The organism is Sphingomonas glacialis (assembly GCF_006439055.1).
GTDB classification, from domain to species: domain Bacteria; phylum Pseudomonadota; class Alphaproteobacteria; order Sphingomonadales; family Sphingomonadaceae; genus Sphingomonas; species Sphingomonas glacialis_A.
Genome location: NZ_RCZC01000011.1, coordinates 1 through 15,909, shown reverse-complemented (window position 1 = coordinate 15,909; position 15,909 = coordinate 1). Strand labels below are relative to the sequence as shown.

At 64.0% G+C, this 15,909-nt stretch carries 16 protein-coding genes; 4 read left to right on the top strand and 12 right to left on the bottom strand.

Annotated elements, in window-relative coordinates; all coding sequences use genetic code 11:
• Positions 1 to 127 precede the first annotated feature (127 nt).
• Together EAH76_RS22155 and EAH76_RS22150 are read left to right on the top strand one after the other, a co-directional pair.
• Positions 128 to 1,843, top strand: a complete 1,716-nt coding sequence (locus EAH76_RS22155) for a DUF1800 domain-containing protein (RefSeq protein WP_140852440.1) — start codon at positions 128 to 130, stop codon at positions 1,841 to 1,843.
• Between the two features lies 1 nt (position 1,844).
• Entirely contained in the window at positions 1,845 to 3,230 is a 1,386-nt protein-coding gene (locus EAH76_RS22150; RefSeq protein ID WP_140852439.1) for a DUF1501 domain-containing protein, read from the top strand.
• 212 nt (positions 3,231 to 3,442) lie between these two features.
• Here EAH76_RS22150 and EAH76_RS22145 read toward each other — a convergent pair whose 3' ends face one another.
• The 12 genes from EAH76_RS22145 to EAH76_RS22095 all read right to left on the bottom strand — a co-directional run bounded on the left by EAH76_RS22145 (position 3,443) and on the right by EAH76_RS22095 (position 14,080).
• Positions 3,443 to 3,805, bottom strand: coding sequence for a TetR/AcrR family transcriptional regulator C-terminal domain-containing protein (locus EAH76_RS22145; RefSeq protein ID WP_241659844.1), 363 nt, complete (start codon positions 3,803 to 3,805; stop codon positions 3,443 to 3,445).
• A 667-nt stretch (positions 3,806 to 4,472) separates the two neighbouring features.
• Positions 4,473 to 5,090: a peptide chain release factor H gene (gene prfH / locus EAH76_RS22140; RefSeq protein ID WP_140852438.1), complete on the bottom strand. Its 618-nt coding sequence runs from the start codon at positions 5,088 to 5,090 to the stop codon at positions 4,473 to 4,475.
• Complete coding sequence (locus EAH76_RS22135; protein ID WP_140852437.1) at positions 5,087 to 6,193, bottom strand: RNA ligase RtcB family protein; 1,107 nt, start codon at positions 6,191 to 6,193, stop codon at positions 5,087 to 5,089. The genes prfH and EAH76_RS22135 overlap by 4 nt, the downstream gene beginning before the upstream one ends.
• A complete protein-coding gene (locus tag EAH76_RS22130; RefSeq protein ID WP_194151061.1) occupies positions 6,190 to 6,693 on the bottom strand; it encodes a hypothetical protein in 504 nt (167 codons plus the stop codon). The genes EAH76_RS22135 and EAH76_RS22130 overlap by 4 nt, the downstream gene beginning before the upstream one ends.
• A gap of 525 nt (positions 6,694 to 7,218) precedes the next feature.
• Positions 7,219 to 7,620, bottom strand: coding sequence for an adenosylmethionine decarboxylase (speD, locus tag EAH76_RS22125; RefSeq protein ID WP_140852436.1), 402 nt, complete (start codon positions 7,618 to 7,620; stop codon positions 7,219 to 7,221).
• 8 nt (positions 7,621 to 7,628) lie between these two features.
• Entirely contained in the window at positions 7,629 to 9,251 is a 1,623-nt protein-coding gene (locus EAH76_RS22120) for a flavin monoamine oxidase family protein (RefSeq protein WP_140852435.1), read from the bottom strand.
• Positions 9,248 to 10,786 (bottom strand): polyamine aminopropyltransferase, encoded by a 1,539-nt coding sequence (locus EAH76_RS22115; protein ID WP_140852434.1) that lies wholly within the window; start codon positions 10,784 to 10,786, stop codon positions 9,248 to 9,250. Before EAH76_RS22115 ends, EAH76_RS22120 begins: the two co-directional genes overlap by 4 nt.
• On the bottom strand, positions 10,779 to 10,988 hold the full coding sequence (locus tag EAH76_RS22110; RefSeq protein ID WP_140852433.1) for a DUF350 domain-containing protein: 210 nt from the start codon (positions 10,986 to 10,988) through the stop codon (positions 10,779 to 10,781). Before EAH76_RS22110 ends, EAH76_RS22115 begins: the two co-directional genes overlap by 8 nt.
• 12 nt (positions 10,989 to 11,000) lie before the next feature.
• Positions 11,001 to 11,147 carry a hypothetical protein gene (locus EAH76_RS24225; RefSeq protein ID WP_170208058.1) on the bottom strand — a complete coding sequence of 49 codons (147 nt, stop codon included), beginning with the start codon at positions 11,145 to 11,147 and terminating at the stop codon, positions 11,001 to 11,003.
• Between the two features lie 11 nt (positions 11,148 to 11,158).
• Positions 11,159 to 12,430, bottom strand: coding sequence for a DUF4178 domain-containing protein (locus EAH76_RS22105; RefSeq protein WP_140852432.1), 1,272 nt, complete (start codon positions 12,428 to 12,430; stop codon positions 11,159 to 11,161).
• Positions 12,427 to 13,098 (bottom strand): DUF4178 domain-containing protein, encoded by a 672-nt coding sequence (locus tag EAH76_RS22100; RefSeq protein WP_140852431.1) that lies wholly within the window; start codon positions 13,096 to 13,098, stop codon positions 12,427 to 12,429. Before EAH76_RS22100 ends, EAH76_RS22105 begins: the two co-directional genes overlap by 4 nt.
• Positions 13,099 to 13,105: 7 nt before the next feature.
• Positions 13,106 to 14,080, bottom strand: a complete 975-nt coding sequence (locus EAH76_RS22095) for an SPFH domain-containing protein (RefSeq protein WP_140852430.1) — start codon at positions 14,078 to 14,080, stop codon at positions 13,106 to 13,108.
• 195 nt (positions 14,081 to 14,275) lie between these two features.
• On the opposite strand from EAH76_RS22095, the gene EAH76_RS22090 reads away from it, so the two are divergent.
• Together EAH76_RS22090 and EAH76_RS22085 are read left to right on the top strand one after the other, a co-directional pair.
• Positions 14,276 to 15,454, top strand: coding sequence for a hypothetical protein (locus EAH76_RS22090; RefSeq protein ID WP_140852429.1), 1,179 nt, complete (start codon positions 14,276 to 14,278; stop codon positions 15,452 to 15,454).
• 244 nt (positions 15,455 to 15,698) lie between these two features.
• Positions 15,699 to 15,909 (top strand): transposase (locus tag EAH76_RS22085; protein ID WP_170208057.1); only part of this gene is annotated, 211 nt, incomplete at its 3' end.

Genomic DNA, 15,909 nt, shown 5'->3' with positions numbered 1-15,909 from the left:
CGGGAAAGCGCGCGTGACTTGCGCTCGACAACCACCGTTAGACGTATGGTCCATTCCTCTGACCGCGTGGCCCTTGCGCAACCGAGCGTTAAAGGCAAAAAGCGTGGACGTGGCGGGGGTCATCTGAATGAGTATTTCGAGTGTGGTGTCGGTGCGACACCCGGATGACGATCGCAACGCGGATTTCGACACCGATTTGGTTGCGATCGATGGATCCGCGCTGCTCAAGACGATCAGTGCCCTAACCCCTGCAGTCGCATTGGCGGCATGTGGCGGCGGGGATGGCAGCTCGTCCAGCAGCACGCCGCCCCCGACCGTCGTGACGCAGGCGATCACGCCGGTCCAGGCGAGCCGCTTTCTGGCGCAAGCGACGATGGGCGCAACGCGCGCCATGGTCACCGATGTCGTGTCGACCGGTTTCAGTGGCTGGTTGACCGCGCAGTTCGCGAAAGCGCGGACGACGACGCATTGGGACTGGCTGGTCGCGAACGGCTACAATGCCGCGGCCAACGTCAACAGCCAGACCGGCTTCGATCCGACGATCTGGCGTGGGATGATCTCCGACCCCGACCAGTTGCGCCAGCGCGTCGGGATGGCGCTGCTCGATATCCTGGTGGTCGGCATCGACGGGGTGAACCTCAACTGGAAGGCCTTCGCGGCGGCGGCCTATGTCGACGTGCTGCTCGACAACGCCTTTACCAATTATCGCCAGATCATCGGCGCGATCACCACCAACGCGGCGATGGGATCGTTCCTCACCTTCCTGGGGAATCGCAAGGCCAATGCGGCCACGGGATCGCAGCCTGACGAGAATTACGCACGCGAACTGATGCAGCTGTTCACGCTCGGGCTCTACCAGCTCAACATGGACGGCAGCGTCAAGACCGCGGGCGGCACCCCGCTCGAGACCTATACGCAAGCCGACGTCTCGGGCCTCGCCCGCGTCTTCACCGGCCTCTCGCTCTCCTCGACCAGCACCACCACGCCCGATGTATACCGGGTACCGCTGGGGATGAACGCCTCGATCAACGAGACCGGGAGCGCGAGCTTCCTCGGCACCAGCGTGTCGGGCGGCGGAATGGCGGCGGTCAACACCGCGCTCGACACGATCTTCGCGCATGCCAACGTGCCGCCCTTCGTGTCGAAGCAGCTCATCCAGCGATTGGTCACGAGCAATCCCTCACCGGCCTATGTCGGGCGCGTGGCAGCGGTGTTCGCCGACAATGGCAAGGGCGTGCGCGGCGACATGCAAGCGGTGCTGCGCGCGATCCTGCTCGATAGCGAAGCGCGCGACGATTCCACGCTGACCACCACCTCGGCCGGCAAATTGCGCGAGCCGGTCCTGCGACTGACGGGCTGGGCGCGCGCCTATACAGTGACATCGCCTTCCGCCGCCTGGGCGATCGGCGACACGTCGAGCACGACCACGCGGCTCGGCCAGTCGATGGGGCGCAGCCAGACGGTCTTCAACTGGTTCCGCCCCGGCTACACGCCGCCCGACACCGCGATCGCCACCGCAGGGCTCGTCGCGCCCGAATTTCAGATCACCAACGAACAGTCCGTCGTCGCGTACGTCAATTTCATGCAGACCTTGGTCGCCAACGGGATCGGCGACGTGAAGGCCGACTATACCGACATCCTGACCAAGGCATCGGATAGCGCAGCGCTGGTCGACGAGGTCAACACGGTCCTTGCCGCGGGGCAATTGTCCACGTCTACCGTCGCTTCGATCAAAAGCGCGGTGGACAGCATCGCGGCAACCGCGACCAACGGGCCGACCGTACGCGTCCAGATCGCGATCCTCCTGACGCTTGCGTCGCCCGATTATCTGACGGTGAAGTGACATGAGCGTTTTCGATCACGATCAATCGCGCCGCGCGTTCCTTCGACGCTCCGCGCAAATGGGCCTCGCCGGCGTCGCAGCGCCCTTCGTGACCAGCCTCGGGGCGATCGGCGAGGCGGCAGCAGCGACCGCCAGCGATTACAAGGCGCTGGTCTGCATCTTCCTGTATGGCGGCAACGATTATGCCAACACGCTGCCGCCGTACGACGCGGCGAGCTATGCGCTTTACCAGGCGCAGCGCTCGAACATCGCGCTTGCCCGCGATGCGCTGGCGGCGACGGCGCTCAGCCCGACCAACAGTCTCGGCGGGCGGCAATATGCGATGGCGCCGACAATGGCCTCGCTGCTTCCGGTGTTCAACGCCGGCAAGATGGCGGTCGCGCTCAACGTCGGCACGCTCGTCCAGCCGACCACCAAGGCGCAGTACAGCGCCGCCTCGGTCCGGCTGCCGCCCAAATTGTTCAGCCACAACGACCAGCAAAGCTATTTCCAGGCATCGAGCCCCGAAGGCGCGACCTCGGGCTGGGGTGGGCGGATCGGCGACCTGTTCGAAAGCAGCAACGGCAACGCGACGCTCACCTGCATCAACGCCAGCGGCAACGCGGTGTATCTCGCCGGCAAACAGGCGATTCAATATGCGATCGGCACCGGTGGCCCGACCGCACTGATCAACAATGCGACGAGCCTCTACGGCTCGACCACCGCCGCCGCGACGCTGCGCACGCTGATGACCGCCCCCTCTGGCAACATCCTCGCCAACGAACATGGCAAGGTCAGCGCGCGGGCGCTCAGCCTCTACAGCCAGGTTTCGAGCGCGCTTGCGAGCGCGCCGGCGGCGAGCTTCCCGCTCTTTCCGACGACCAACCCGCTCGCGCTGCAATTGCGCATCGTCGCGCAGATGATCTCGGTCTCGCAAGCGCTGAGTACCAAACGGCAGGTGTTCTTCGTTTCGCTCGGCGGCTTCGACATGCACCAAAACCTCGCCACCGCGCACCCGACGCAGATCGGGCTCGTCGCCGATGCGATGCGCGCGTTCTACGATACGACGGTCGCGCTTGGCGTGTCGAACCAGGTGACCGCCTTCACCGCGAGCGATTTCGGCCGCACGCTCGTGTCGAACACCAGCGGTGCCGACCATGGCTGGGGCTCGATGCACTTCGTCATGGGCGGTGCGGTCAACGGCAAGAAGATCTACGGCACGCCGCCCGCGATCGGCAACGGCACCCCCGACGATGTCGGGCAAGGTCGGCTGCTGCCGACGATCTCGGTCGATCAATATGCGTCCACACTGGCGAGCTGGTTCGGCGTGTCGAACGGCGACATGACGACGGTGTTGCCGAACATGGGCAATTACAATCCGTCGTCCTGGAATTTGGGTTTCATCTGAATCCCGGCACGGAGCGCGTAGCAGCCGTGGAGTAATTTCGAAGCGGACGGGGGCCAGTTGACCCAGACCCACACCTTGGCGGGGCATTTTCGGATCCCCGACACCTCAGTCATTCATGCACGCGGAAGGTAATGCGGCACGCCCCTTCCTGCCCGACCGCACGACGACGTTCTGACAAGGACGGGACATCAGAAGAAACCGATCGAGCCCGTCTAAGACGCGTAGGATGGATCTAACCGCCCCGCGCGCGTGAGCAGATCGATTGCATCGTCGATGCGCAGCGCGGCGGCCGCATCCAGTTGCTCGCGATCGTCACCAATCAGTGCGCGCATCTGGTGGGGGACGAACACCATGTCGATGAACCGACCCGCAAGATCCGATGCTTGCGCGATCTGGTTGGGCGCAGCGTCGGCCCCGGCAATGGCCCGAGCGACGCACGCAATGCCGCCATCGCGACCGATCCGATCGACCAAACGGGCGAGGTCGGGCATCCGGTGCGCGGTGGTGACGACGACGCGCATCAGCGCGACCGCCTCGGGCGTCAAGGCATGGTCGAGCAAGCTATGGCCTACCACGGTTCACGCGTGATCGCGCCGCCCGACTGTGCCCCATTCTTCGGGCAGCCATCCAAGCGGCAGCGCATTGGCGCTTTCGAGATACTGGTCATTGATGCTGAGCAGGTCGCTGTGCGGCATGGACGCCTTCTTCGCCGGCTTGGGTCGCGGCAATAAAACCCGACGTCGAACGTCCGCACTCAGGAAGCTGACCGATCGAGTCATGAGCCCCGCTGGCGAACACCGGGCGCTCGTCAGATTCGCCGACACCGTGACCTGCATTAGCCCGAAGCTTGGTTTGCACCTTGCAATCTTGGTTTCCTGATGTGGTTCGTGTTCGCTGCCCAATCTATCTCACCATTGCCCTCACCTGCCGCGAGACCAATGGCTGGAAGCGCCCCCCTGTCATGATTGGCTCGTTGTTCGCGCCCGCATGATATGATTGATGTGGCGTGAGAGCCTCTTGCAAGTCTCTAGGCCAAGCGAGGATATCGCCTTCCGTGTATGAATCGTCGGGTTGTGCGATTATTGCCGCCTGAACATCCTTCCGGATGGCTGAGCAGCCTGCCCCATGACGGTCGTTCCCAGCAAAACGAGTGCTATGACGGAAGCGTTGATACTCATGACGTCCCCTTCCTCGGTCATGAGATCAAACCGCCACGAGAGCAGAGCGACGGCATCAAGGTAGCTATCGAATCGTAAAGCGCTCGCCTTCGTAGATCCGAATCGCGTTGCCCCGCTCCATCTCTCTATGCTGCTCCCACAAAGCGCGCTCGCCGCCAGCCTCACGGACGCGCCGCCGCTCGTCCAACACCAGCGCGAGTTTCAGTCGGGCAATCTTCTTGTTGGCAAATTGCGAGCGCTGATCCTGCGAAAGCGTTGCAAGCCCGGTAGGCCGATGCGTTGCGCGAACGGCACTATCCGTCGTGTTGACATGCTGACCGCCCGGTCCCGATGCGCGCAGCGTTTGATAGGAGATGTCCTCGTCGCGCAGCTCAGGAACCTCCTCGGCCGAAGGAAACTGTTTTACCCCAACGAACCAGTTGCGGCGCTTGTGCAGCGGGCGAAACGGGCTCGTCCCGATCCAACGCACCGTACCGATGCGCATGCCAGCGAACGCTTCAGCATCCTCGCCCGAAACGCGCAAAAGCACTGACGCGGCGACTCCGGCGATAGGCTCAACGGGCGCGCAAGCCAGCCCTACCGCCGCTGCTTCGCGGCAAAACGCGCGTGCGAGTTCGGCGACCACCCATTCGCATTCCTTAGGCCCCTGTCCGGATGACAGATGCAGCAGAATCTCGGTCATGGGCGCCTCGTCTTGTAGGTCAGCAAAGGGCGCAGGGTCGCGACCGGATCAACCAGCCCCGCTTGTTCCAGATCGCGTACGACCTGATGAATGTCCTTATAGGCCTGCGGCGCCTCCTCGTAGATCAGATCTCGATCCTCGCAGATAACCCGGCTGCCAAGGCTGGTTCGCTCCAAATCGCTGATGCTGAAGCGGCGGACGAGCTTGTCCCGGGCTTCGCTGCGGCTCCACTTACGACCCGCACCGTGCGCAAGCGACTGGAGCGCCAAATCGCCCGGATCATCGCGCGGCCGGACGAGATAGGTCATATCCCCTCGCGAGCCGGGTATCACAATGAGCCCTTTGTCCGCCGGCGCAGCCCCCTTGCGATGAAGCCAGCCGGCCCGATGCGACGTCACGCTGTTGTGGCAGATGTCGAGCAACCGCTCCCCGGTGGTGCCGAGCCGATCGAAGAAGCGTTCGGCGATCACCGCACGATTGAGCGTTGCCCAGCGCATCGCCTGATCATGCTCGACCAGATAGTCCACGCACGCCTCCTCACCTGCGACGAGCCCCGTAACGTTGTGACGGACCATGTGCCGCTCGAGAATTGCATGGCCGAGCCCACGCGAACCGCTGTGCACCATCAGATAGACCGCAGCCGGATCCAAACCCAATCCGGCGAAGGCGACCGCGTCCATTGCAGTGTCGATCCGCAGCACTTCGGCGAAGTGATTGCCGCCCCCAATTGTGCCGAGGGCATTGCCCAACAGGTTCGATGGCAAGCCTGCTTCATCTAGTCGGCCGGCATGATCGCCCGACCAGGGTGATTCGAGACCTCGCAGCTTGCGTTCCGCCGCATCGAGGCGGAACTTGCGGAGCGGCAAGGCACAGCGCCAGAGCGCCATGCCGCATCCGATGTCGCTGCCGACGAGGTGCGGATAGACATGCGTCCGCGACCAGAACGCCGCGCCGACCGCGATCCCGCGGCCGGCGTGGAGATCCGGCAGGCCGACGACCCTATCAATCCCTTCGAGCTGCGCCGTGTGATGGAGCTGGTCGATCGCGGCCTGCTCAATCCAGCTTTCGGGCGAGGCGATGATGCGGATGCTGGCTTCGCTCATCGTGCCGCATCCTTCCACCCGAGGTGCCGTTTGCCTGGCAAAACCCTATGTCCGTGATCGCGCCAGAACCAGACGCGATCCTTGAGGATGCCGTCGTCGGGATCGGCGTAGAACTCCGGACCACCGCAGTTACGACGATCGGGACGCAAGACCTCGCCCTCCCGCAGCAGTTCACCGTGGCGTCCGCGCGCGATGCCGAACAACACGAAATCGCGCAGATGCTGGCGGACATGCATCTTGACCGTGCTGCCAGTGTCGAGGCTGACGCAGATTTCGCTGAACACGTCGTCCCAGCGTCGACCCACGCGCCGCTGAAGAAAGCGGACGAGCGGCGCCAGATTCTCGCTCAGCGACTTCGTATAGGCCGCCTGTTCGCGGGCATGGCGCTTCAGGCCAATATAGGTGTGCGGAGCCTTGTCCTTCTTGAGCTTTACGGGTGGGGCGTGGCCAGCACCCCAGCGGGGGCGCTCGACGATCACTTTGAACATGTCAGCGCGCATGGTTGCTCTCCTCGAAAGGGAAGATGCCAGCGGGCCGACGCGTAATGATAGGATTGAACAGCAGCGCGGCCGATCGGCCACGGAATAGGGTCAGGCGACCGCAGTCACCCGCAAGGGACGTGCCCATGAGAAATGTTCCTGAACTCGGAAATAGAGAGTGGCGATAAGTGCGATCGCGGTTCGCATGTGCTCACTCCTTTCCTAATTCAGAGAAACAACGCTGCCGTGCCTAGATCAAATGCTTAGCGTAAGCAACCGCGATCGACCGCGGAACTGGATCGCAATAGTGCCGCCCACTAGGGCAACAGCCATGACCGACGACATTCGCCTCTCGAAACGCTGTCACTGTGGGTCAGGCGCAAACGAGGCGCAGCTCGCTTGACGCTCGACGCGCAGGGCTGGGCCGATGTCGATGCGATGCTTGTAGCCATGGTTCGGAACAGCGTGGTTCATCGTCCGATTGTGAATCCCTTATCGCGCAAAAACCCGGTCAGATGGATTTACGACGACCAATCTCCATACGCTCTACGCCGACGGGCAGGCAGTGGCTCGCGCCAATCCGGCCGATCCCCGCAGACCCGCGCTGCCAAATCCCCGTGCGACCGACTGAACGGTATGCCGTCCGGCCTGAAACCCGCTGACCAGCGTCGCCGTCGTCGCCGGCAAGTCGTGATCCTGACCACACAGGAAGATGTCGACCGCGGCGTAGTGGTGCTCCGGCCAGGTATGAATACTGATGTGCGATTCCGCGAGCAGCGCTACCGCCGTGATCCCCAGCCCCTCGCCAAATCCGTGCAGCCGGAAGTCGAGCAGGGTCGCCCCGGCGCGCTCCACTGCTGCCCGCAGCGTGTGCTCGACCAGCGCGGCGTCGGCGAGGCCGATACAGTCGAACAGATCGACAAGCAGATGAGTGCCGGTAAAATCCATGGCCAAGCCTAAGTGAGTGCGTCGGCATAAGAAATGCCGAATTGTGCCATCGCTGCCTGTGCCGCGACCGTGCCGCGATAGTGCGCTTCCTCGAACAACGAGAGCCCGCTCAGATCGGAATGGGCGAAATACAGCGGCGGCTGCGGCGCTCCTGCGCGCTCGCGCGCACCGCTCCAGAAGAAGTTCGGGCCAGGTCGGATCATCGCATGCCCCCAGCGCCACACATCGATGCGCCGGATCGCACCGGCCAAATCGGGGTTCATGCCCAGCAGATCATCGCGCACCATGTGCTGCCATTCCTCCAGTGAGCGGTCGAGCATTAGGCGGCGCGCCTCTGCAGGCGGCATGTCTGACAGCGGGAGATACCAGGTCAGCACGCTTGCGCCCGGCACGCTGGCGAGCGACTGGTGCGTCGCGACGACATATCCGAGCGAGTGGCTGTTCCACGCCACATTGTCCCAGGCCAGTGCGGTGCCCTCGCCCGCGGGAGGCCGATCAACCGTTACATTGGCGACGATCCAGGGAGCGTAGTCGAAATGACCGTCTTCGAGCGTACCCTCAGGCACGACGTGACGCGCCACGAAATGCGGCATCGCCAGGATTGCGGCCTTCGCCTCGAGACGCACACCGATACCCCGTGCGACATCCAGGCTGTCGATGACAACCCCACTATTGGCGGGCGCGACGCGGTGAACGATGCGTCCGCAGTCGAGATGCGCTTTCAACCGCGCGCCCATTCGTCCGACCAGATAGCCATTGCCCTCGGGCCAGGTCAGCACGGCATCGCGATCGGCATTGGCGGCGGTACCGCGGCGACCCGCGAAATAATGCACCCCGGCCCAGGCCGAGACCTGATCGGGCTCGGTGCCGTAATCGTCGCGGCACGCGTAGCGGACATGGCCGCGCAGCACCGGCGAATGCCAGCCTCGCGCATCGAGCCATTGCGTGAAGCTGAGCTTGTCGAGCGCCAGCAGGTCAGGATCGCGCGCGCTCAGTGCCATCGGGATCGCGAAAGCCGGGCGCCCCGCGCTATCGCGGCGCGTGCGGAAGACCTCCATCGCCGCGAAGAACGCGGTCACGTCGTGCCGATCCTGCGGCGTCAGACCGACATCGGGCACCAGCCCGTCGCGCCATTTCCCGAGATACAGCAGCCGCTCGTCGGGATCGGCAACGATGGCGTACGGATCGAACACGGGCTTGCCACCCTGCCAGCCGGTCAGGATGCCGAGCTGCTCCAGCAGCCGCAAAATGCCCTTTGCCTCGGGATTGGGGATCGGCAGATAATGTGCGCCGAGCGGATAGGCGGAGACGGCATTGCGGCCCGAGCGGGCGTTGCCGCCGCTATGGTCCTCCAGCTCGAGCAATCGGAAGTCGGTGACGCCCGCATTGGCGAGCGCCCACGCCGCCGAAAGCCCCGCCACGCCGCCGCCGACGATTGCGATGTCGGTCCGCTGCGTCTCGGTCGGCGCGGGAAAGTTGCCGCCGCGCAGGCGATGTCCCCGCGCGAAGTCAGCCCCGCCGAGCGTGCCCGGGATCGCCGCCTCGCCGGCGTCGAGCGCCAATGCGCCGACACCCAATGCCGCGGCACCCGCGACGCTTCCCGCAAGCACCGTGCGACGCGAGACGGTCATCCTTCGTAGACCGCCCATTCTGCCTCGAACTCACGTACCAGTGCCTGGTTGTCGAGCCGGTTCACCGGGACGGGGCGCCGCGCCATGTCGGGCGGGAAGGCAAACGCCAACGCGTCGGTCTGCGGGGTGAGGAAGCGCAAGCCGTGCGGCAGCGGACCGGGACGCGGTACCGCCCCATTGGTGGCGAGCACGAAGCCCCATTCGCCAAAACTTGGCACATAGACGTGATACCCGCGCGTGGTGAGGCCCGCCGCCTCGAGCGTCGTCGCCACCGTCCAATAGGCGCGCGGTGCGACGAGCGGCGACGTGCTTTGAACGCTGATCATCGCGCCGGGCGCGAGCGCGCGGACGAGTTCGCGGTAGAAGCTGACCGTATAGAGCTTGCCGATTGCGAAGTTGGTGGGATCGGGAAAATCGACCAGTACCGCGTCGAACTGCCGTCGGTTGGCGCGCAGCCACAGGAATGCGTCGGCATTGAGGACGCGCACCTTGGGCGATAGCAATGATCCGTGATTAAGCGGCGTAAGCAGCGCGCTGCGGCTGAAGAGCGCTGTCATCGCCGGATCGAGATCGACCAGCGTGACAGAGCGCACCTCGGGATATTTGAGGATCTCGCGCACCGCCAGGCCATCGCCGCCGCCGAGCACCAGCACGTCGCGCGGATGGGCGACGCGCGACATCAGCGGGTGTACCAGCGCCTCGTGATAGCGATACTCGTCGCGCGACGAGAATTGCAGATTGCCGTTGAGATAGAGCCGCAGATCATCGCCCTGCTTTGTCAGCACGATGCGTTGATACGGCGTCGAAGCGGCATAGATCACCGGTTCGCCGTAAACGCCGACCTCGGCCGCGCGCTGCAACCGCTCCGCCGCGACGAACCCCGCCGCCAGCGCTACCGCCACGCCGATCCCAACCCATAATTCGACGCGCAGCCGCAGGTCGCGCCCGAGCATCACGATCAACGCGATCGCCACACCGACATTGGCGAGGCCGAACAGGAAGCCGGTGCGGATCATGCCGAGATGCGGCACCAGCAGCAGCGGGAACAGCAGCGAGGCAGCGAGCGCCCCGACATAATCGAAGGTCAGTACCTTCGAGACGAGATCGCCGAATTCGAGCCGGTCCTTGAGGATCCGCATCAGCAACGGGATCTCGAGGCCGACCAGCGCGCCGATCATTAAGACCAGCCCGTACAGCGGCAGCCGGAAATCGCTCACCCGGTCGAACAGCAGGAACAGCACCGCCGCAGACCCGCCGCCGATCGCCGCGATCAGGACCTCGACGCGGACGAACACCGCGATCTCTGCCGTCGTCACGTAGCGCGAGCACCACGAGCCAACCCCCATCGCGAACAGATAGGTACCGATTACGATCGAAAACTGCGTCACGCTGTCGCCGAGCAGATAGCTCGCGAGCGTGCCGGCCAGCAGTTCGTAGATCAGCCCACAGGTCGCAACGACAAATGCAGACGCGAGCAGCGCCAGCCCCAGTCGTTTTTCCTTCAAGTCAGCCGAAGTCTGCGCATCGTCAGCCATGAATGGCCGCGGCAATGATGATCGCGAGCGCGATCGCGATCGAGCCGGCGAAGATCGCCAGCGCGATATTCTGGTTGCGGCAGATCTCGCCCCACAGATCGACAGGCGTGATCTTGTCCCACAGCCAGAAGCCGAAGCCGAAGATGAACAGGCCGATCCCGGCATAGAGGAGCGTGGCGAGCAGGACGGTGAGCGATAGCATCGTGTGGTCTCCCTATTTGTGCGTCGGGCCATAGGCAGTGTGCACGAAGGCGCGCTGCCCGCCTTGCGCGAACGGCGAGAAGCCCGACCGGATCGTGGTCACAAAACCACCGATCACCGCCAGGCAGAACAGCGCGTACAGGATCGAACTCTTGCTCATCTCGTCGTTCCTTATGTCACTGGCGCGGTACGCCGCTGTTCGAACCTCAGATGCAGGGCCCAGAGAATTGCCGGCCAGAGCAGGATCGCCAGCAGCGCCAGTAGCATGTTGCCGGCGAAGACACCGCCCGTGGTGAGGACGATGCTGACGGGCTGCACATCGGCCGTCCCCCAGGCACTCGCCGGGGACTGACCCGGCCCGACCCAGCGATGACCGGTCAGCTCGATGACCAGATCATACCGCCCCGGTGGCACGTTGGAGAGCGTCGCGCGGTTGCGGCGATCGCCCTCGCTCCACGCTCCGTCGCTGTCGGTGCCAGTGTAATGCTCGACCAGCACGTAGCCGCCATAGCTCTGGTCGGTGACGGCGTTGACCAGCGACAGATCGACGTCGACCCAGCCATTGTCGATCCCGTCGGCCCGCGCAGCGATCGTCACGGCCGTGCCGGCGGGATTCGTCAGCGTGATGCCCTTGATCACCTGGCTCGTCATCGGCGCGTCGATCGTCGTGGTGAAATCGGCAGCGGCGAGCTGATGGGTATTGCTGCCGATCGCGGCGATGAAGAGCAAGGTCAGCGCCGCCACCGTACCGATAATGATCGCGTCGATCAGCCGCGAGTGCCAGGGCGACGGCTCGTGCGGCGCGGGGGCTCCCGCGTTACCACGCTTGTCGATGCCAAAAGCGCGTTCCACCACGCCCCGATCGAGCAGCTCGAGCAGCGTCCAGGTCCGCTCCTCGTCATTCTCCTCGCACGATAGCATCTTACCGGGCAGGACATAATCGGTGACGCGGACCTGCTCGCCCACCGCGACTCGCCAATAAAATTCGCCAACCACGAAGCGCACCCACGTTTTGTAGGGCGTCCCAAACCGGCGATAAGTTTCGCTCGCATATTGCAGACCATCGACGGCAGATTCGGGCAAACGATCGAGCAACCATCCGAGACTGAACCGTCGCCCATCGTCGAGCAGGAAGGCATAGCCAAGATACGGGTTGAACAGCAGATATTCCGACCAGCCGCTTTCGCCGTCGCTGCGTTCGAGATAGCCGACCACCTCCCACTGCTCGCCATCGAGCGCGCCGCGCGTGCCGAGCGGGATCTCGGGGCGGGTCATCGCCGCGCTCGCTGCCGCGATGACCCGCACCTCGGGGTCGGCAGCGTCAAGGGTCGTGCCGCAATGCTCGCACACCAGGCTGACGGTGTAGCCAGCGGCACGCAGCGCAATCGTGCCGCCGCACGCCGGACACGTCAGCGCACGCACCGTGGCAGCGGTCTCGGTCACGCGGCGAAATTCGGCATTGGCCAGTCTTCGAACGCGCGCATATTGGTCGCCCGCAGGCCTGCGAGGTCGACGAACGCGCCGACATAGACCGACACCTGGCCGCGATCCTTCTGCACGCTCGCGCACCGGCCGTCCGACGCCTGCAAGTCGAGACTTTTCATCGCGAGGCCGGCGGGGGCACTGAACGGCAACTCGCCCTCGCTCGCGACACAGGTGGCTTGCTTGATATCGGTCACGATGTAGCGCACCCGGTCGATCGTCGCGTCCATGCCGAGCGCAATCGGCGAGTCATCACGCAGTGCGCGCACCACGCCGGTACGACCGGCGGCATGATCGAGCGCGCGCAGCGCCATATAGCGTCCCATCGCCTCACCCAGCCAGCCGGTCGAGCCGTCGGCGAACAGCATCAGCCACTCGTTCCAACCGCCATCCGCCCAACGCCAGCGCACCCGACCGATCAGCTCGAACGGCGTCTCCGTCCACATCCCCCGCGTGCCGATCTGCAGCGGACTTACATCGGCGGGCACTTCGGCAATCTTGCCCATAGCCTGCAACACTTCGCCGCTGCGGACCAGGGAACTGCGGCAATAGTCGCATACCCTCACCGGCAGATCGGCCGAGCGAAAGCGCACGGCCGCGCCGCAATTGGGGCAGTCTGCGTTGATCACCGACACCTTAGACGATCTTGGCGAGCAGCGCGGATTTCTTGGCGTCGAACTCTGCCTGCGTGATGGCGCCCGCGGTCATCAGCCGGTGAAGCTTCTCGATCTGCGCATATGGGTCTTCGCCCGGCACTTGCTGGCCGAATGCAGCACCCATGCCCTGCCCGATCGCCATGCCAGCTGCGGCTCCCGCGCCAATTCCGGCTACTCCGCCAGACTGTGCCGCGGCGGTGTCGATCGCTTCGGCGGTCTGGAAACGGACATAGCGATCTAGGTAGCCCATCACGCGCATCGAGCTGGCTTTGTCGAGATGCTCCTGCACTGCGTCGGGCAACGACAGGCTCTCGACGAAGAAGCTGCAGCATGTGAGGCCCCAAGCCGCGAACGCCGGATCGACGGCGGCGCGCAACCGCGCCGATAGCGCCGCCTGATCGCCGGCAAGATCGACGAACGCGGTTTCGCCCTGACCGAGTCCGGACGCGAGCGCCGTCGCGATCACCCCCCGCAGCTGCGGTTCGATGTCCGCAACGCTCAAGCGCTCCAGCGTGCCCATCAGCTTGGCAGCGAACACCGGGACATTGTCGACGCGGAACGAGTAGCTGCCGAAGGCGCGTATCCGCAGCGGACCGAAGTCCTTGTCGCGCACGGTTATCGGCTGCGCCGTACCCCATTTGAGGCCCGCCTGTTCCTTCGAGCTGAAAAAATAGACGTCGGCCTTGAACGGCGAGACGAAGCCCTTGTCCCAATTCTGCAACGCGGTGAGCACCGGCAGGTTCGCAGTTTCCAGGGTATAGCGTCCCGGTTTGAACGCGTCGGCGATCTCGCCCTCATTGTAGAAGAATGCCGTCTGGCCCTCGCGAACCGTCAGTTGCGCCCCGTTCTTTATCTCGCGCGCTTCCATCGGATACCGCAGGGCCAACTCGCCGGGCGCCTCAACCCAATCGATGACATCGACGAACTGTTTGGACAGAAAATCCAGCAAACCCATCAGCCTTCTCCCTGACGGCATTCATAGTTCAGCTCGGCACCGGCGCAAATGGGCAAAGCGCCAAATGCACTATTGGGTGTGGCGACCGCTTAGTCGACCATCCGCAGCGCCTCCCGAGCTACGCTTGGCAATGAAGATCGCAGGGATTGCGGAACGCCGATCGAACGATACATTGTATCCTGAAGGACAGGCGTGATGAGGATACTTCGCACTCTGGGTTTGCTGATTCTGGCAACGACAGTGGTCGCGTTTACGCCCGAACCATCGTGCGCAGACAGCTGGGCCCTGCCAACGACCGCCTCTTACTCGTCTTGCGGCGGCCACGCGCGCCTTGTCGTCACTCCGCGCGACCTCTCCAGCCAACTGGGCTATTTCGTGGACAAAGTCGGGAACGTCGAACCCGCCGGGCAAAAGAATGGTGGAACGCGGGCTGCGAAAGCACGGCTGGAGCGTCTGATAGACAGGCGCTGGCGAGTCATGTGGGAACGGCAGATACCAAACGATGCTGCGCCCGTCTCTGCAATTGTTCGAGATGACGGCGCATATGCCGTCACCTTCGATGACTGGCATGGCCTCGGCTATGGGCGAAATGCGGCGGTGATTTATAGTGCCACGGGCACCTTGGTCCGGAGGCTCTCTCTCTCCGACATTGTCCCCGAGACTTACATCGAGGCGCTGCCCCATTCGGTTAGTTCCATCCAGTGGCGCGGCGAGCCACGCTTTTCGACCGACGGCCAGCGGGTGCTCGTCCCGAATGCCATTCCCTCAGACGACTTTGCGGCCAAGACCGCCCATGTTGATTTCGCCGTAGACGTCGCAGATGGCCGGGTTTCGGCGATTGATCCGGCGGCTTGGGAAGCCGCGCTTGCAACAGGACGAACAGTTCTCGCTGCTCAGACGGCAGAAGAAGCGGCAACCAAGAGTGCATTTTTTGCGCCATTGCTGGGCCCGAGGGTCAACGGCGAGCGCGAGTGGCATGACTATCTTCGCGAAGCCGTCAGCCGCCTCAAGCGAGACAAACATACGCCCTCCACTACCGTTTTGCGCGCTCCGGACGCAGAGGACTATGCGGTGTCCGAAACATGGGTTCGCGATGCCGTGAGCGAAAGCCATGCGGATAATGTCGCGTTGGCGTCGCTGTCGCCGACAAACCTCGTGGCAGTTCTTGCGAAGGTCACATCCAAGCTGCCCGTCCGATCATTATCGAAGACAACCGTCTTCATAGCGTTGTCCGATCAGTATTGGCCGGGCGCAGTAGCAGCAATGCGCAAAACAGGCGCGCGACTGGTCCAGCTAGATCCGACCAAGCCGATACTGCAACGTCCGGAGCGAATTGGGAGACGGTACCCCGCTTCAAATGAGCGAGAGTTCTAGTTCATTTTGCAGCTTTGATCGGCACTCGACAAGAGCGGCGGGCGCAGCCGCGGATTGTGGAAGACGCCATTGCCGAGCTCTATCGCGCGGGGTCGCGCACCGCCAGTTCGCTGTACGGTCGGTTAGGGGTGCTTGGGTGTAGAAGCGTTGGCGGATCGTACCCCTCCGGTGTGGACCGCCTTGCCGGGAACGGGTGATCGGCTGACGTAGCACTGGTGCAAGCGACGGTGTTAGCGATGGTGCGATGAGTCAGATCACGATTATTTCAGGCGCGGAGCGGCGCCGGGTTTGGACGGACGATCAGAAGCGGGCGCTGGTGGCGGCGGCCTGCGAGCCGGGAGCGAGCGTGGCGGAGATCGCGCGGCGTGCCGACCTGCGGCCGAGCCAGCTTTATCGATGGCGACGCGATCTTGCCGAGCCGGTGTCGCCGGGCTTCGCGGCGGTGACGGTCGGCG